This is a genomic window from Aquimarina sp. MMG015 (assembly GCF_018100855.1).
GTDB lineage: Bacteria > Bacteroidota > Bacteroidia > Flavobacteriales > Flavobacteriaceae > Aquimarina > Aquimarina latercula.
In genome coordinates this window covers 30,171-49,638 of the sequence record NZ_JAGJEB010000004.1, presented here as the reverse complement: position 1 = coordinate 49,638, position 19,468 = coordinate 30,171, and the positions used below count along the sequence as shown (strand labels likewise).

14 protein-coding genes are annotated in these 19,468 nt (G+C 30.8%); 13 read left to right on the top strand and 1 reads right to left on the bottom strand.

The annotated features are described in order from the left end of the window. Positions 1 to 25 precede the first annotated feature (25 nt). The 13 genes from J8L88_RS23755 to J8L88_RS09005 all read left to right on the top strand — a co-directional run bounded on the left by J8L88_RS23755 (position 26) and on the right by J8L88_RS09005 (position 18,845). Positions 26 to 1,471 carry a lipopolysaccharide biosynthesis protein gene (locus J8L88_RS23755; RefSeq protein ID WP_027395893.1) on the top strand — a complete coding sequence of 482 codons (1,446 nt, stop codon included), beginning with the start codon at positions 26 to 28 and terminating at the stop codon, positions 1,469 to 1,471. Beyond that, entirely contained in the window at positions 1,468 to 2,544 is a 1,077-nt protein-coding gene (locus J8L88_RS09060; protein ID WP_211060572.1) for a glycosyltransferase, read from the top strand. The genes J8L88_RS23755 and J8L88_RS09060 overlap by 4 nt, the downstream gene beginning before the upstream one ends. Further along, on the top strand, positions 2,541 to 3,950 hold the full coding sequence (locus J8L88_RS09055; RefSeq protein ID WP_035086862.1) for a glycosyltransferase family 39 protein: 1,410 nt from the start codon (positions 2,541 to 2,543) through the stop codon (positions 3,948 to 3,950). Before J8L88_RS09060 ends, J8L88_RS09055 begins: the two co-directional genes overlap by 4 nt. Continuing rightward, positions 3,951 to 5,693 carry a hypothetical protein gene (locus J8L88_RS09050; protein ID WP_211060571.1) on the top strand — a complete coding sequence of 581 codons (1,743 nt, stop codon included), beginning with the start codon at positions 3,951 to 3,953 and terminating at the stop codon, positions 5,691 to 5,693. Next, positions 5,686 to 6,708, top strand: a complete 1,023-nt coding sequence (locus tag J8L88_RS09045; RefSeq protein ID WP_211060570.1) for a RimK family alpha-L-glutamate ligase — start codon at positions 5,686 to 5,688, stop codon at positions 6,706 to 6,708. Before J8L88_RS09050 ends, J8L88_RS09045 begins: the two co-directional genes overlap by 8 nt. A gap of 8 nt (positions 6,709 to 6,716) precedes the next feature. After that, positions 6,717 to 7,637, top strand: a complete 921-nt coding sequence (locus J8L88_RS09040) for a glycosyltransferase (protein ID WP_118389206.1) — start codon at positions 6,717 to 6,719, stop codon at positions 7,635 to 7,637. 10 nt (positions 7,638 to 7,647) lie between these two features. Next, complete coding sequence (locus J8L88_RS09035; RefSeq protein WP_027395888.1) at positions 7,648 to 8,634, top strand: peptidoglycan bridge formation glycyltransferase FemA/FemB family protein; 987 nt, start codon at positions 7,648 to 7,650, stop codon at positions 8,632 to 8,634. After that, the gene (locus J8L88_RS09030; protein ID WP_211060569.1) at positions 8,635 to 9,702 is read left to right on the top strand and encodes a DUF354 domain-containing protein; all 1,068 of its coding nucleotides are present in this window, start codon (positions 8,635 to 8,637) and stop codon (positions 9,700 to 9,702) included. It begins immediately after the preceding gene. Continuing rightward, a complete protein-coding gene (locus tag J8L88_RS09025) occupies positions 9,702 to 10,451 on the top strand; it encodes a hypothetical protein (RefSeq protein ID WP_027395886.1) in 750 nt (249 codons plus the stop codon). Before J8L88_RS09030 ends, J8L88_RS09025 begins: the two co-directional genes overlap by 1 nt. A gap of 435 nt (positions 10,452 to 10,886) precedes the next feature. Continuing rightward, positions 10,887 to 12,029, top strand: coding sequence for a sugar transferase (locus J8L88_RS09020; RefSeq protein ID WP_051336395.1), 1,143 nt, complete (start codon positions 10,887 to 10,889; stop codon positions 12,027 to 12,029). A 34-nt stretch (positions 12,030 to 12,063) separates the two neighbouring features. Beyond that, on the top strand, positions 12,064 to 12,843 hold the full coding sequence (locus J8L88_RS09015; protein ID WP_035086922.1) for a polysaccharide biosynthesis/export family protein: 780 nt from the start codon (positions 12,064 to 12,066) through the stop codon (positions 12,841 to 12,843). Between the two features lie 28 nt (positions 12,844 to 12,871). Continuing rightward, positions 12,872 to 15,220: a polysaccharide biosynthesis tyrosine autokinase gene (locus tag J8L88_RS09010; RefSeq protein ID WP_211060568.1), complete on the top strand. Its 2,349-nt coding sequence runs from the start codon at positions 12,872 to 12,874 to the stop codon at positions 15,218 to 15,220. Positions 15,221 to 15,491: 271 nt separating this feature from the next. Continuing rightward, a complete protein-coding gene (locus J8L88_RS09005; RefSeq protein WP_211060567.1) occupies positions 15,492 to 18,845 on the top strand; it encodes a T9SS type A sorting domain-containing protein in 3,354 nt (1,117 codons plus the stop codon). Between the two features lie 130 nt (positions 18,846 to 18,975). Here J8L88_RS09005 and J8L88_RS09000 read toward each other — a convergent pair whose 3' ends face one another. After that, the gene (locus tag J8L88_RS09000; protein ID WP_118389219.1) at positions 18,976 to 19,266 is read right to left on the bottom strand and encodes a hypothetical protein; all 291 of its coding nucleotides are present in this window, start codon (positions 19,264 to 19,266) and stop codon (positions 18,976 to 18,978) included. Positions 19,267 to 19,468 lie beyond the last annotated feature (202 nt).

Genomic DNA, 19,468 nt, shown 5'->3' with positions numbered 1-19,468 from the left:
TTAAACATTTAAATTATTTGGATAAGTGACCAGCCTCAAGAAAAAAGCTGTTGGCGGAGTAATCTGGAGTGGCGTAGATAAATCATCAACGATGTTGATACAATTTGTTTTTGGAATTGTATTAGCCCGTTTATTATTGCCTGAAGATTATGGACTTATAGGAATGATCACTATTTTTATAACCGTATCTCAGGCTATTGTAGAAAGTGGTTTCAGTAGAGCTCTGATCCAAAAAAAAGAAGCAAATCAGATAGATTATTCTACAACCTTCTTTTTTAACTTTTTGATAAGTATCTGTATTTATGGAATACTTTATATAGTAGCTCCTTTTATTGCGGACTTTTATGAAGAGCCTTTGTTGATAGACCTTATTAAAGTAGTTGGCCTTAATGTAATTGTTTCATCTTTTGCGATCATTCAGAGAACTATTTTGATTAAAAAAATCAATTTTAAGGCACAAGCTATTGTGAATATTACTTCTGGCTTAATCGGTGCTTTTGTTGGGATTGGTTGTGCACTCTCAGGTTTAGGAGTATGGTCATTGGTGTTACAATATTTATCTAGAAATTTTGCTACTTCAGTCTTGTTTTGGATTTTTAATGATTGGAGACCTTCCTTTATATTTAGTATAAACGCTTTAAAAAAACTATTTAATTTTGGGTCAAAAATTTTAGCATCTACATTATTATATGCTGCTTTTCAAAATATATATTTAGTAGTAATTGGTAAAATATACAAATCTGAAGAATTAGGGTATTATACCCGAGCTACTCTTTTTAAGCAAATTCCCGCAACATTAGTAACAACGATCATGCAAAATGTTACATTTCCTATATTGGTAGATGTTATAGAAGATGATGAACGTGTTAGGAAAATTATGAAAAGAAGTGTTCGGTTAACTTCCTTTCTTCTTTTTCCTATGATAACTATTTTAATAGCTTTTGCAAATCCACTAGTACTAGTGTTATTAACAGAAAAATGGTTACCAACAGTTGTTTTACTTCAAATTTTGGCAATTGGAGTTATATTTTTTCCTATCAATGCGATCAACTCTAATTTTATTAATGCAAAAGGACGTTCTGATTTATTCTTAAAATTAGAAATTATTAATAATATCCTCATTGTAATAACATTGGGTATCACCTATAGTTTTGGGATAGAAATAATCGCTGTGGGATATGTCATAGTATCATTTATAGGCTTTTTTACATATGCTTATTATAGTGGAAAATATATCGGTTATTCTGGTTTCAAACAAATAATTGACATGTTACAATATGCCTTTGTTAGTATATTTTTAACTGCAGGGAGCTATTTTTTGTGGAGTTTTATAGAGGATCAATTATTATATCTTGTATTAGGAATATGTACTGTAGGAATTGGATATATAGTCTGCGCGCATCTTTTGAAATTTGACGAATATGAAGAAATAAAATCTATTATCCGAAAGAAAATAGGAAAAGCATCTTGAGAGTTATACATATCATATCAACTTTAAATTTAGGTGGTGCTGAGAATTTTGTGGTTCAATTCGCTAACCAACAATCTGAGACTGATGAAATAATAGTCGTTGTACTGAGGCAATCAGATGGATATCATAATTATATTTCTAAAATTAACGCTAGAATAAAGTTGATTCAGCTTGATTGGAAAAAGAAGTATAGTGGTATTCAATTTATTGAATTAGATCGGATTTTAAAAATAGAACGACCCGATATCATTCATGTGCATTTACACAATCCACTATATTATGTATACGGATTATCATTCATAAGAAAGAAGTATAAGTATGTGCATACCATGCATAATAGTTTTACTATTTGGAAACCAGTTATGAGGTTGTGCAATAGGTTACGATTTTTAAATAACAGTGTATTGCACATTTGTGTGTCAAGATCAATTTATGAAGAATTAAAACTGAATTTTCCTAAATTAAAAACTACATATGTAGAAAACGGAATACAAAGGTATCAACCACTAAGAAGTCAGCAGCAGGTTAAAGATTATTGGAATCAAAGTTTGAAATGTAAGGAAACGGATTTTAAATTTTTAATGATAGCTAATAATTCTCCATTTAAAAATGTTTCATTACTGATTGATGCCTGTAAGATTTTACAAATGAAGTATCCTCAAATAAAGTGTTTAGTGGTAGGCAACGTAAGCGAAGAGAAAAGAATATCTGAAAACATTTTTTTCTCTGGAGTACAGAATGATGCTGCTGATTTTATAACACAAGCAGATGCTTTATGTGTGGTTTCTACAGAAGAGGGAATGCCAATTGTTGCTTTAGAAGCCTTATCCTTGGGAGTTCCTGTAATTTCTACTCCTGCAGGAGGAATGAAGGACGTAGTTAATCATGGATATAATGGATTTATTACAAAGGATTTTACAATAGAATCATTTTGTAACAATGTTTTAACCTTTTTACGGTTATCAGAAGAAGAAAGAAAGTTGTTGAAATTAAATGCGAAAGATTCTTTTTCAAAGAAATATTCGATTAATCAAGTTCATCAATCTTACTTAAAAGCTTATAAAGCGCTATGATCTGGAATAAAACATACTCAAGTATTGCAATACTATTTTCAATAGTAGTATTGTTATTCCACATATTGTTGTTTTCGGAATATACGATGCCATTGTTAATTCTATTAGGAGGATTAGGAACTATATTTCTGTTTTTTGTAGCCTTATATCAATATGCAAAGTATTGGGAATTTACAAAACAATTCAAAAAGAAACTATTTTTACATAGTGTCGTATATAGAACATTGGCGGTAATTGCGATGTATGTGCTTACGATGTCTTTTGATGCGGATAGTCTACCTTTTGAAATTGGTGCGATTGATTCTGTAAATTACCATATTTCGGGAGAATTGGTAGAGCAAGCACTTGAAAAGGGAATTAGCATTCAGAATGAACTATCAGGGTTTTGGAAAGGAGCTTCGGATTATGGTTTTTCAGTTATTATTGGTTTTCTATATTATATTTTTGGTGCGTATCCTTTGGTCGTTAAAATCTTTAATATTCTTGTAGGGAGTTTGATAGCAATAAGGATTTATCAAATTACGCAGTATGTTTTTGATGAAAAACGAGCCAGATTATCTGGAATCTTAGTGATGCTAATGCCGCCTCTCTTGTGGTTTAGTAGTATGGTGCTAAAAGAAACCTTTTTGATGTTTATTATTGTCAATGTTGGATATTTGATAATAAAACTAGTACACAATGCTAGGTTTAAGTGGCTTATTTTAGCACTTATTGTCTTTCAGGTAGCAATTACGTTATATTTTAGAACGGTAATAGCTCCTTTATTGTTGATATGTATTTTACTACAGATTATATTTCTAAAAACTAGAAAAAAGAATTATCGTATATTATCTATATGTGTTTCTGTTTTAATGGTCTATGGCAGCTATATTGTTGTGGAACAATTAGGGATGAAGGAGAGTGTTGATACTATTATTGCCGCTAGCCAAAATCAATTTGATAACGAACTGTCATATGCGGCACAATCGAGAGGTATTAGTTATACCAAAGCGATTGTAGCACCTTTATTAATTGCCGGAGCAATTGTTACCCCATTTCCATCCTTATTAAATTTTGAAGAAGCTCAATTAGGAATCTATGCGCATTTTTTTAATGAGATCATACGAAACAGTTTGTACTTTTTTGTTTTTGTTGGACTTTTTAGGATTGTAAAACATAGAAATAAAGGGTCTGTTTTTATATCCAGCTTTTCTATAGGATATATTTTAATTCTAGCAATTTCTGGAATTTCATTTCAAGATAGATTTCAGGTATTAGCATTACCATTTTTAATCATTTTCATGGCAGATGGAATTTTTACAAATTATCTAAAAAAAATAATGCATTGGAAAATATACTTATGCTTCATTTTCCTAGCTATTTTAATGTGGAACTTATTTAAACTTTCTAACAGAGGACTCTTATAAATGATGGATCATTTTATCATATCAAAATCAAAAGATAAATTGCCTAAGGAGCATCAACTAAAATTAACTGATGCTTGGTATCTAAATATTGATGGAGAAAAGTATGAAGAATATCTTGAAGGAGATGTTAGAATACTAGTTTTTGGAGATTATATAGGGACTAAAGAGCAATTGTTTACAATAGATGTTAATCAAATTCCTAAATTGAAAGGTAATTTTTATGCTATTGTAATAGAAGAAAATCACCTGAAAATATATAGCAGTTTTCTAAATGTTCTACCTCTTTATCATACCTCAGATTTTGAATATATATCCTCTTCAATAGAATATATCCGTAAAAAATCAGATAAGAAATTCGAAATGGACAAAAAGTTCATTTTAGAGAGTTTGTTGTTTAATTATGGATTCTTTAATAGAACACTCTATAAAGGAATAGAACTAACACCTTGTCATTGTTTTTTAGAATTAACTAAAGAAAAAAGTACGATCAAAAAACATTTCGATACGGTTTCTCTTTTTACTAAAGAACCTTATAAAGGATCAAAAACTGCGGATAAAATAAGTGCATTATTCATAGAAACTACTAAAGAGTATTTTCCGAAAGATACTTTTGATATTGCTTTCACTAGTGGTTTTGATGGTCGAACATTAGTAAGTTGCGCTACACATTTTGATAAAAAATTCAATACTTTTTCTTTTGGAAAACTAGAAAATGAGGACGTAGCAATACCGAAAGAGAATGCTAAGGATATTAATATACCTTATCAATATTTTGACTTAGGGGACAAGGAGTATATTAAAGAACATTACATAGAAAATGCAAATGAATATAATAGTTTATACCCTAGTGGTAACGGATTGATTTATTCACATTTTTTGTATAGTACTAAAGAAATAGCCAAAAAATCTAAATATCTTATTTCGGGAGTCGTAGGAAGTGAGTTGTTCAGGGCATTACATTTAACCGGAGCTGTAACTTCACAAGCTTTGGTGGATATTTTCACTAGTACTACTGCAGATGAAATTAGAGATCGAATATTAAAAGCAAAGCCTTTATTGATTATTAATAGAGAAGATTTTGCCGAAGAATTAGAGGAATTAATAGAAGAATTAATTAACTATAAAGAATCAATCCCGAAGGACCTTACACCAAACCAACAATTCTACACGTTTGTGTTTGAAGAGATTTTTAGGAAGTTTTTTGGGCAATGGATTTATATCCAGATGAGCTATATCAAGGTAAGAACTCCTTTTCTGGATTATACCTTCATAAAAGAACTTCTAAAAACACAATACGCAGGTGCGAATAACGATTTTTTTACAGAAAACCCTTTGAAAAGGATGAAGGGTCAGTACATATATGCGGACATTATTAAAAAAACCAATACTCAAATTTATCATCAAAAAACAGGAAAGGGATATCGTCCAAAAGATGTAAGAGAACCTTTTGGTTTATTCAATATTTTGTTCCCATTTATTAAAAAGCGATTAAAAAGAAAAGTTAAACAAACGAACCTGGATAACCTTGGAATTATTTCAGGAACCTTAGCGCAACAGAATAACTTTAAAAGTCTAATCCAAGAAACAGAATGGATAGATCAAAAATATGTACTCAATATTTTAGATAGACTCTCCCCTTATACTAATGAAAAAGAAAGAGATACTTTATTGATGAGTATTTCTCTTATAAGTGCGCTAAAACAAAACCCTAATCAATCAAATAAATACTTGCTTAATGAATAAAATTATAGCACTTACCGATTATAAAGAAAAATTTGGATCCAAGCATTTCGATACTCCTTACCGCAGTGGTATGGATAAAAATAAATTATCAAGTTATTTTAAAGATTCAGACTATGAGATAATTTTTAAATGCTTTAACGAGATATCTGTTCAGGATGAAGATATCAAAAATATTCCTGTAATCTATACCTCTTCAGAAGATATAGGATATCGCTATAAATCATATATAGAAGATGTCGTGTTTGCACTGGAACTTGTAGGGACTAAAGTTCTTCCAGAATATAAGCACCTTAGAGCTAACAATAACAAAGTGTTTATGGAATTAATGCGCGAAGTTTATGATATGCAGCCTCCATTAAAATCAAGAGTTTTTGGTTCCATGTCTGATCTTGAAAGATCGATAGAAGAACTTTCTTTTCCTTGTGTCTTTAAAGAATCCGAGGGGGCGTCTGGTAGGGGAGTAGCCCTCGTGAAAAGTAAGCAAGAATTAATTGCTAAGGTAAAAGCAAGTAGTCAAAAAAGGAACTACCTAGAAGATGCTAAGGATTATGGTAGGGCTTTAAAACATAAAGGGTATATCAAAGAATCTATTTATCGTGATAAGTTTATTGTGCAAGATTTTATTCCTAACCTTAAAAACGATTGGAAAGTATATGTTTTTGGAGATAGACTATATACTTTTAAACGACCGATATTAAAGGGAAGAGGTATTAAAGCAAGTGGTGGTGGATATGATAATTATTTATATGATTTAGATGCTGAGGCGCCAGAAGGAATGTTTGATGTGGCGCTCGATGTTTTTCGAAAATTAAATGTACCACATCTTTCTATAGATATAGCATATGATGGAAAACAATTTTATATCATAGAGTTTCAATCTCTGTACTTTGGAACGGCAGGTATACCTTACTCAAAAGGGTATTTTTCTAACAAAAAAGGGCGATGGGAATTTGTAAAGGAAAAATTAGAAATCGAAAAAGTATATGTCGATAGTATCATATCCTTTTTGAAGTAGTAAACAAAATGAATATACTTTTTGTAAGTAGCGGAAATTCTAAAAACGGTATTTCTTCATTGACTAAAAATCAAGGAGAATCTATTATGGAATTAGGTCATCAGGTAACTTTTTTTACCATTAAAGGAAAAGGAGCTATAGGGTATTTTAAAAACATTTTTACGTTAAATAAATTTCTAAAAAACACACATTTTGATGTGGTACACGCGCATTACTCATTAAGCGCTATTGTTGCATCCTTAGCTGGTGCAAAACCCTTGATTGTTTCATTGATGGGGAGTGACGTTAAGGCGTCGGCAATATTAAAATATGTAATCAAACTTTTTAGCTGGTTGTTTTGGAAACAAGTTATTGTAAAATCTCAGGACATGAAGGATGATTCAGGATTAAAGAAAGCCAATGTTATACCTAATGGAGTAAACTTTAAAAAGTTTAAGCAGATTCCTAGATCAGAGGCAATTATAGAAACAGGCTGGGATTATAATAAGAAACATATTTTATTTGCTGCGAACCCTGATAGACCTGAGAAAAATTTTGCATTGGCGAAGAAAGCTTTTTCCTTAATAGATAATGATGAGGTAATATTGCAAAAACTAGTGGATATTCCTAATAAGAAAATGCCATTTTATTTTAACGCATCTGATGTTATCTTATTAACCAGTCTTTGGGAGGGATCACCAAATGTGATTAAAGAAGCAATGGCTTGCAATTGTAAAATTGTAGCTGTTAATGTGGGGGATATAAAACAAGTTATTTCATCCACTAAAGGCTGTTTTGTAACAAAATTTGATCCAAAAGAAATTTCAGAAAAAATAAAAGAAGCCCTCAATTTAGAGGATAAAACCAAAGGAAGAGCAAATATTAATTATTTAGATTCGGAACTAATTGCACATCAATTGGTGAATGTTTATAAAAACTCTCAGCCTTAAGAAACTAAACATGATACAATCCAATATAGATAATATATCAGAAAAACAGTGGACAGAATTGTCTAAATGTAATACGGCCAATTTTTTTCAATCTAAAGTAGCACTTCATTTTTTTGAATCTGTAGGAACTGAAGTTTTTACTTTTGCTTTAGAAAAAGACAAGGAAATTGTAGTTTTTCTTTCAGGAATTATTCAGAAAGAAAAAGGTGTGAAAGCTGGTCTTACTAGTCGCGCGATTATTTATGGTGGTCCAATAATATCAGACAATGCAGAAGAGAAAAATATTTTGGAAGTATTAACATATGCTGTAAGTTATCTTAAAAAGAAAGCAATATATATAGAGATGAGAAATTTAAATGATTATGGAGATTATAAAGAAGTATTCAAAAAAGCAGGTTTTGAGTATGTACCACATCTTAATTTTCATTTAAACTGTGTGGATGAGGCTGTTATGCGTAAACGAATGAGCAGTAGTAAACTAAGACAAGTTAAAAAGAGTTTAAAAGAAGGAGCGGAGATAAAGGAAGCGCAAGATCAAAACGAAATAGAAGCATACTATGCGATTCTTGAGAATTTATATAAGACCAAAGTTAAAACTCCATTGCCTAATTTGGATTATTTTATTAGAATGTGGAAAGATAAGGTTGCTAAGTTTTTTTTGATAATATATAAGGAAGAAGTACTTGGTGGAATTGTATGCCCCGTTTTGGATAACAAAGTTATTTATGAATGGTTCGTTTGCGGTAAAGATGGAGTTTATAAAAATATATACCCTAGTATATTAGCTACCTGGGCAGCAATGGATTACGCTGTTAAAAATAAAATTCCTCGATTTGATTTTATGGGAGCAGGAAAACCTGATGAAGATTATGGTGTACGAGAATTTAAATCTAAATTTGGTGGAGAGCAGGTTGAACACGGTAGATTTCTCAATGTCACACAACCATTATTATATAAAGTAGGAAAAACAGCTGTAAAAATTTTAAAAAGTATTTAAATGCGTATACTTATCGATATAGGTCACCCAGGTCATGTGCATTTGTTTAAGAACTTGGCTAAAGAAATGCAGAAAAAAGGGCATACTTTCTTATTTACATGTAGACAAAAAGAGTTTGAAATAGAACTGATGAAAGCAGAAGGTTTTGAATTTGTCTCATTTGGTAAAAAATATAATTCTACAGTTGGAAAAATGTTTGGATTATTAAAGTTCGATTTCATGACAGTTGTACAAGGACTTAAATTTAAACCAGATTTGTTTATGAGTCACGGGTCACCTTATGCAGCTCATGCCTCAGCAATATTAAGAAAACCTCATGTATCTCTAGAAGATACAGGGAACATGGAACAGGTAAAATTGTATTTGCCGTTTACAAAAAGTGTCCTTACTTCTACAGCTTTTCATAAGAGTTTAGGAGACAAACAAATCGAATATGCAGGATATCACGAGTTGGCATATTTACATCCGAATTATTTTACTTCTGATGTTAAAGTTTATCACACTTTGGGTATACCAGAACAAACTCCTTACGTTGTTTTACGATTTGTGTCTTGGAATGCAAGCCATGATGTTAATCAATCAGGGTTGACTATGACAGAGAAAAGAGAGTTACTTCAACATTTAGATAAAAAATATAAAGTTTTTATTTCTTCAGAAGGTCAGTTACCCGATGAGTTTAAAGAATATCAAATAAAAATACCTCCAGAAAAAATGCATGATGTATTGGCTTTTGCGGAAATGTTCATTGGAGAAGGCGCTACGATGGCATCAGAAAGCGCAATTTTAGGTACTCCCGCAATATATATAAATAGTATTATGGCAGGTACAATTGATGAGCAGGTAGATTATGGATTACTTTTTAATTTTCAGAAAGGAGAAGGAGTTATGGAGAAAATTAAGGAATTAGAAAATACTTCTAATCTGCAAGAGGCTTTTGGAAAAAAGAGAGAACAACTTTTAAAAGATAAAATAGATGTTACTGCATTTTTAATATGGTTTGTGGAAAATTTTCCTCAGAGCCATCGGACTATGAAAAACGACCCAAAATATTACCATAATTTTAGCTAATGGATTTTACCGTAAAAAAGTATAAGGACTTATTACAGTCATTAATTAATCAAGACTATTCATTTCAGACATTCGAGGAATTCATAAACAGGCCTAATAAAAGAGCCATTGTATTGAGGCATGATGTTGATTTATTACCTCAAAATTCTTTAGAATTTGCAAAAATACAAGCCAATAAAGGAGTGAAAGGAACATATTATTTTAGAGCGGTTCCTCAAAGTTGGGATGAAGATATCATCAAGCAGATAGCGTCTTTAGGACATGAAATAGGATATCACTATGAATGCTTAACAACCTGTAATGGAGATTTGAAAAAAGGGATAGAAGATTTTAGTAAAAACTTAAAAGCGCTTCGTGAGTTGGCTCCCGTAACAACAATCTGTATGCATGGTAGTCCAATGTCTAAGTATGATTCTAAGGATCTTTGGAAAACTTACAATTATAAAGATTTTGAGATTATTGCAGAGCCTTATTTTGATGTAGATTTTGAACAAGTTTATTACATTACAGATACTGGTCGTCGTTGGGATGGTCATGCAGTTAGTGTTAGAGATAAGGTACAAACATCATTTAATAAAACTTTTCATACAACAACGGAAATTATTGAATCATCCGATTCTTTGGCTGATCAATTAATGTTTACATTCCATCCGCAACGATGGAGTGATAACAGAGTATTATGGACTAAAGAACTTATATTACAAAACATGAAAAACCTTGTGAAAAAGTATTTTTTTGTGAGTAAATAAAGAATAGAGCTACAAGGGTTTTGTAATTATTTAAGTCTTTTAAGAATCATAAATAAGTTGTAGTAAAAATTGCATTTAAGCAGTTTTTATTTCATTTTATCGAAAAACCATTCAAATTTTTTGGATAAATTATTAAGTAAGTTAGAAACATTTTTAATTTGATTTTAGAAATTTAAATTGATAGTTCATTTAGTCATAGATAACTTGATTTTTGGTTTTATGTGTAAAAGTAACATGTTTAATGTATCTAAAAGTTTTGTCATTAGACTTATATAAGTTGCTTGAAATTAATATAATATTATTTAAATAAAACCGTTGATACGTAGTATAGGGTTTGATAATTAATTATTTACATAGTTCCTAAAATACTATTGTTTTGAATAATTGTTATTCTTTATATGGGTCATTCACACTTAACTAAAGGCTCACACAAAAATGATTACCAAATTTGCCCCATTTGTCGATTCACAAATCGAAAAGTTATTGAGTTCTGAAGATTTAGAGAATGTTTATGCCATCTCTGATCAAGATTGGGACGTGAGTATTAAAGAGTTAGTTGTTAAAGAAGCTGGAGAAGAAATCTTTGATTTTATTTCAGAGTATGCTACTTATAAACCCAATGACGTTCATATTATCTCTACACGAACAAGATTTAATATAGAGAAAATAACGAAAGATAGATATCGAACAATTGTTAATCTTAAGAGGGTTAATGATTTTAGAAGAATAAATAAATACTTTCAGTCTGTTAATTCTAAACTACCTAAGGGAGGAGTTTTTATAAATAAAGTAGAAACTCACGCTGTTCGGAAAAATAGGATTTTCAAAAAACTCCCAAAACCATTAAATTATTTGTATTATTTAGGTGACGTTATTCTTACACGAGTGATTCCTAAATTAAAATGGACCAAGGGATTGTATTTTCATATTACTAAAGGAAAGGGAAGAGTGCTAACAAAAGCAGAAACCTTTGGACGTTTATATTCTTGTGGATTCGAAATTTTAGAAGAAAGAACAATTAATAATGAACTTTATTTTGTAGCTAGAAAAATAAAGGAACCTATTTTTGATCACGATCCAACATATGGTCCTTTGATAAAATTAAATAGATTAGGCGAAAATGGGAAGACGATAAAGGTTTATAAATTTAGAACTATGTATCCGTTTTCTGAATATTTACAACAATATGTTTTTGAAAAAAACAATCTAAAGGAAGGTGGTAAAATCAAAAATGATTTTAGAATATCACATGAAGGAAAAATAATGAGGAAGTATTGGATTGATGAACTTCCGATGATTATTAATTTAATTAAAAATGAAATGAAACTAATCGGAGTAAGACCTTTAAGTAGTCATTACTTTAGCTTATATCCTAAAGAACTTCAGGAAAAAAGAACAAAAGTGAAACCAGGTTTACTTCCACCGTTTTATGCGGATATGCCAAAAACTTTAGACGAGATTGTTGCTTCAGAAACAAAGTATCTGGAAGCATATGAAAAAGCTCCGATAAAAACTGATATCGATTATCTAATTAAAATCATGAAAAATATACTTCTTCGTGGTAAAAGAAGTTGTTAACTTAATTAACCCTTATTCTGTTAAATATTTATACATGATTATTAAAAATTTGAAAAACTTTCCTTTTTTCGTATTGATTATATCTTTGTTAGTTTCTTGTGCTTCTCGTAAAGATGTAGTTTATTTTAAGGATATAAGAAATGCTCAAGAGAAGGAAATTAAAATAGAATACAATACTACGTTTCAAGCAGATGATTTACTGGCTATCACAGTTTCTTCTTCTGATATGCAAGGACTAGAGCCTTTTAACTTACCCGCGGTTTCTTTCAATGCGATTCCAGGTAGTGCAGTTGGACAACAAAAACAGCTTACTTATTTATTAAGAAAAGATGGGACAATTGATTTCCCAGTTTTAGGGAAGGTACCATTGGCTGGATTATCATTAATAGAGGCAACAGAATTACTGAAAACAAAATTATCATCTTATATAAAGACTCCTATAGTCCATATAGAATTGGTTAATTTTAAAGTAACGGTTTTAGGAGAAGTAAATAACCCAGGCACCTATACAATTCCTAACGAACGTATTAGTATTATTGAGGCGTTAGGCTTGGCGGGGGATCTTACTATTACAGGAGTAAGAAATGATATTTTAGTAATTAGAGAACAAGAAGGAGTATATAAATACTATAGAGTAGATATTACTTCTGATCAAATTTTTAATTCCCCAGTTTTTTATTTAAAACAAAACGATGCAATATATGTGACACCTAATAACGCACAGATAAAGTCATCTTCTTACAATAAGAACACTCCAATTTGGATATCTGTAGCATCTGTACTAGTGTCTTTAGGAATATTATTAACACGTTAATTCTGTGGAGATTAAGCAAAATACAAACATGGATTACGAATATCAACAAGAATCAAGTAATCTTACCTTAAAAGATCATATAAGTAAATATCTAAGATTTTGGAAACTGTTTCTTGTATCAGGTATTTTGTTCATCATATTAGCGTTTCTGTATCTAAAATATACATCGGTTCAATATAAGGTAACAGCAACTATTTTGATCAAAGGAGAAAAAACAGGAATGTTATCTGAACTCTCCGCTTTTGAAGATTTAAATATTGTAGAGACAAATAATAAAGAGGTAGAAAATGAAATAGAGATTCTAAAATCTCGACCATTGTTTGAGAATGTAATAAGGAAACTTAATGCGCATCATCAATATTTTACCAAGACAAAGTTTTCGAAAAGATTAGTAGAATTATATGAGAATAAACCTTTTGAAGCCAAGTTTATAAAGGATTCATTGCTACAGGATATATCGGCCGATTTTACAATTACAATTCATTCGAAAAATTCATTTACAATTAAAGAAGAAGAAAAAGATTTTATTAAAGAAGGAGTTTTTGGCGAAGTAATATCAACAAGAATAGGTAATGTTATTCTCGTTCCAGATAATAATTTTATAGAACTTTTTCTAGACAATGAAATTTATCTTTCTGTACAACCAATAATGGATGTGGTAGAAGAGTATAAATCAAAAGTGAGTATCGGTTTGGTTAATAAAGATGCAAATGTGATCTCTTTGAGCATAAATACTACTACTAGAGCGAAGGCTAAAGATCTATTAAATGGATTGATAGAAGAATATAATCTTGATGCCATCAGGGACAAAAACTTGATTTATGAAAATACAGCAAGTTTTATTAAAGAACGACTTACTATTATCAATTCAGAATTATCGGATATAGAACAAGGAGTAGAAGTTTTTAAAACTTCTAATAGTCTAACGAATGTAACCTCTGAAGCAGAATTGTTTTTAGAAAATTCATCCGAAAATAAAAAAGAAGTTCTAGAAACCAGTACTCAAATTGGACTCGTTAACTTTATGAACGATTACTTAAAAAAGAATAGTGAAGGATTATTGCCAGCAAATCTTGGTTTTTCTGATGGTTCTATCTCAGGTACAATTACTCTATATAATGAAATTGCTCTTAGAAGGGATGAGGTACTTAATGGGACTACCCTAAAAAATCCTATTGTTGTTAGCCTAAATGAGAAACTTGAAAACCTCAAATTAAGTTTAAAACAGAGTCTAAATAATCAGAAGACTTCTTTAAAAATTAAATTAAGAAATTTAGAGCGACAAGATGCGGTGATGAATTCTAAAATCAATTCTTTACCTAGACAAGAAAGAGAGTTAAGAGATATCGTTAGACAACAAGAAATTAAGGAAACATTATATCTTTATTTATTACAGAAAAGAGAAGAAACTGCAATTTCACTTGCTGCTACCGTTGCTAATGCAAAAATAATAGAAAGAGCTTATAGCTCTAAATTCCCGGTTAAACCTAAAAAACGTATTGTTTTTCTAGTAACCATACTACTATCCTTTTTGCTGCCCTCAATAGTGATTTTTTTCTATGATCTTTTGGATGTAAAAGTTAAAGGGAAAAAAGAAGTTCAGAAACTTACTGATATACCGATAGTTGCTGAAATACCAGGTACAGATACTAAGGAACAATTTCTTATTTCTAGAGATAATCGCTCTATAGTGGCTGAGTCATTTAGAATTTTTGAGAGTAATCTAAAGTTTTTACTTTCTGAAAATGCAGATAAAGGAAAAACTATTTTGGTAACATCTTCTGCTACAGGAGAAGGTAAAACGTTTATTTCTACAAACCTTGCCATTGCTTTAGCCGACCCAGATAAGAAAGTGGCTTTGTTAGGATTAGATCTTAGATCACCTAAAATCTTAGAGTATCTTAATTTAGAAGATTCTGTGGGAGTGACTAACTATATAAGAGATGAAAAACTTGTTTTAGAGGATATCATTATTGGCTTAGACAATGTTCCAAATATGGATGTAATAAATTCTGGAATTATTCCTCCTAATCCAATTGAGTTGTTAAAAAGTAAACGTTTCCAAAAATTAATTATAGCATTAAAAACTCAGTATGATTATGTTGTTATTGATACACCGCCAGTGAGTTTAGTTGCCGATGCATTATTGTTCACGGATTATGTAGATCTATGCATTTATGTAGTAAGATCAGGTTTTACAGATAAGAGGCTTTTATCTGTAGCAGATAGCCTTTATCAAAATAAACGTTTTTCTAGTATGACTGTTTTAATTAACGATGTCGAGACACATAGTAAAAATTATTATGGATATACATATGGTGGTGGTGTAATAGAGAAAAAACCGTGGTGGAAGAAGAGAATTATGAATAATAAATAAAGTAAAGAGTTTTTATAACTTTTAATCATGTAACCTTGATTGAAGTTGTGCTTTAAGTTTATCCGTTGATTATCAGTTAAATGAATTGAATGATTTTTGAGTAAAATACAATTTCATCCTACATTTTTAATAGTGCTTTGCTTTTTATAGATATAATATTGTGTTTTAACGTTTTTCGTTATTATTTCTTTAGCTAGATCGTAAATTAAAATTTAAATATTATTAATTTATGGTTACATAAATCACTTAATTAATTCTAAAATATAAAATTATGGCTCCGAAGATTACTCAACCTTTTTTTCTAGAGAATAGAAAGAAGAAACAATATCACTTGGATATTTTTAGAGAAAAAGCATTCATGTTAAGATCTGTTATGATGCTAATAGGTCTCTTTTTGATATCTTCAATTAGTGCACAGAACATTGAAAATAGAACTTCTTGTACAATTTCTGTAGATGCAGGAACTGATCAGGTTGTTTGTGACGAACAGATGGTAACCTTAACAGCTACTTCTGCTAATCAGAAAGAGTGTACTTCGTGTGTTGGATATAAGATAAAGAATACGAAATTTTGTGATAGACAAGAAAACAAATATGTGGTTTGGCTATCTGATGATAATGGTGATGTTAAATACCTCTCTAATGTAGATTTAGAATGGAAAGAACTAGGAAATGAAGAGGCTACGCTTAAGGGTATGGTAACAGATGGTCGCGATAATTATATTGTTGATGTTATTTTTACAAATGGAACTAAAACAGCCCCAGAAGGTAGCCCAAAAGAGCATTGGTGTAATCAAGAAAACTCTTCAGATTGGGAATATTATAAAGAATTTTCTGGAACTATTGTTAAAGAAGATAATAGTTGGTCAATAAATCTTTCAAGAAGAGGACCAGCATTTCAATTAGGAGAAGGTGCTAATATTACAGAAAAGAAGAAAGGAAGATTAGGAGGTTCTGGATGGTTTGATACTAATGATAGCGTATATAAAATAGGAGATTTCAATATAAATATTGGACCGTGTAATTCATCAGAGACAACGGACGAAGTAAATTATCTTTGGTCTAATGGAGAAACTACACCATCAATTACTGTTTCAGAAAGTGGTACATATACTGTTTCTGTTGAAGATTGTAAAGGATGTAATGCGATGGATTCCGTTGAAGTTGTAATCGAGGAATTTGTAATAGATGCAGGAGAAGATCAAACAATTGTAGAAGGTAATTCTATGACTTTAGATCCAATATCTGATCCTGAAATCGATCGTCGAGAATGGTCTGTAGATGGAGTTATATTTTACACTACAGTTTCTCCAAGCAGATCCCCAACAGTATCTCCTGAACAAACAACTACATATACAGTTCGTGCCTTTAAGGGAGAGTGCGTTTATGAAGATACAGTAACAATTACAGTAGAACCTTGTAATTTCTCGATAGATTTAGGAGATGATAGAACAATCTGTAATAACGAGCCTATTACTATTACACCGATTATTTCCGGAAACGATGCAGGAGCTTGTACTACTTTTGATGTAGAGAATACTAATTTCTGTAGTGGTATCAATACATATCTTGTAAGTCTGGGTAATCAGCAGAATAGAGTGTATTTGGTTAACGAAAATGTACAGTGGGAAGAAGTTGATGATACTACAGCTAGAATGGAAGGAATTGCGGTAAATAGTCAAGATGCAAATGATACTTATCAAATTTCTGTGGTATTTACACAGAAAACAACAATTCCACCAGCAGAAAGTCCTAGACTACATGGTTGTTCTTCTGATGTAAATGCAGATGGTTGGGAATATTATCCAGAATTCAATGGAACGATTACATCATTAACAACCAATGATGTTATTAATGTGTCAAGAAGAGGACCTTCTTTTCAAGTTGGAAAAGGCGCTAATGATACAGAGTTAGTATCCGGAAGAGCAGGAGGTTCAGGTTGGTTCATCACAGATGAAGATTTATATGAGATAGGAGACTTTAATTTTAACTTAGGGAACTGTGTTGTAAATGGATCCATGATTTATGAATGGTCTACAGGAGAAAATACTGCTAGTATTCAAATTAGTGAAGCTGGAGAATATACAGTGACAGTTACAAATGAAGATGGTTGTATGGCAACAGATTCAATTAATGTTATTAGTAATGAAGTGGCTATTGAAGCTGGAGAAGATCAAACTATTTTAGAAGGAGATTCAGTTACATTGATACCTGTTTCAGGAGCTGATCTTGTTCAATGGTCTATTGATGGAAATGTGTTTTTCTCTACAGGTTCTCCATCTGCATCACCTACCGTTTCTCCTACTGAGACTACTACTTATACAGTTCGAGCTAGGTTTGGAGAATGTATTGCTGAAGATATGGTAGTGATTACTGTTCTTTCTTGTGATGATATTATGATTGATGCAGGAAATGATAGAACGATTCAGGAAGGTGAATCGGTTCGTTTAAATGCAATTTCTGATGTAGAATATAGAGAATGGTCTGTAGATGGAAACGTTTTCTTTACAACAGTTTCTCCATCACAAGCTCCAATAGTATCACCGATAGAAACCACAACATATGTTGTTACTGCGACGATAGGTGATTGTATAATAATAGATACGATTACAATATTTGTGGAAGCATGTGACTTATCCGTAGATCTGGGAGATGATATTACAATATGTTCTGGAGAAGATGTAGATCTTACTCCGATAGTAACAAGTACTATTTCTGAAGGAGATATATTAAATACAACTATTTGTACTGGTGATCCTCAGAATTACGTTTTATGGTTATACAATGGACAAGTTAATAGATATTTTTCAAATATTGATTTAGAGTGGACAGAATTGGACAATGGTACAGCAACCTTAGAAGGAACAATTCTGGATTATACAGTAACAAACGAAGTGTTTAATTTTGAAGCTACTTTTTCAGGTAGAACTATAGTAGCTGCGGAAGGTAGTCCTAAACCAAGCATCTGTAATGAAATTAATAGTGATGGTTGGGAGTATTATACAAATATTTCAGGAATTATATCGTCTACGGATGGATCGTGGTCTACAACATTTATAAGGCGAGGACCTGCATTTCAGATAGGAACAGGAGCAAATAGTACAGAAATTGAATCTAGTGCTAATGGAGCTTCTGGGTGGATACAAACAACAGATAGTGAGTATACTATTGGCGATATTGATATAGTGTTTTCTAATGGTAGAGTGACTTATGAATGGTCGACAGATGAAACTACTTCTACCATTAATGTGTCTCCTACAGAAACTACAACATATACCGTTGCTATTACTGATGAAAATGGATGCCAGGCTACTGATGAAGTTTTAATCATGGTAGAGTCCTGCGATAATATTGTAGAAAATAATATTAAAGTATATCCTACGATAGTAGATGAAAATAATAATCAGTTAACTATTGAAATACACTCCAAAGTAGATCAAAATGTAAATATAGAACTGTATAATATTAATGGAGTAAGACAAAATATAAGTAATCAAAGTCTTGATAAAGGAGATAATATGATATACTATAGTATTAATCAAAACAATTCTATACCAACCGGTATTTATTTACTGAGAATAATTGGAAAAGGTGTTAACGAAACCTGTAGAATAGTGAAAAGATAAATTGAATAGTTTTATATTCTAGAAACAAATAACCCGGAATCTTTATTAAAAATTAAGGTTCTGGGTTAAATGTTTAATTATTATATGATATAGAAAATATTGTATTTTTCTTTTTTAGTAAAAGACAATTTTATAAATCAATTTTTTTTACTTCTGGAACTGTTTTTTCTGATTTAGAAGAACCTATCATTTCATTTTTCATACGAACTTCATCGTTATGTAAGACTTTTTCAAAACATGGGCTTTCAATAGGTTTTCTTCGAAGTATTTTTTCACGTATAAAATCCCATAATAAAATATAAACAATAGATAATACGCCTATTACAAATGTAAAGAACCCCAGAAATAAACGAAATATGAAACCTGCAACCTGGTTCATCATTTTTTGTGGATAAGAAATTTCTAATTTAGATACTACCATAATAACCTCATAAACTTTAAAATTCTAATAGGGGTTGTTAATGAATTTTAACCTTAAGCTTATTATGTTATTCAAAAAAGTTGATTGTGTTAGATCAAAGGTACATTTTTTTGGTTTAAACACCTAAAAAAAACAAAAGAGTTATTTTTGTAGGATTAACTTAATTAATAGAGTTAGTTATGAAGATAAATCAGAATTCTCT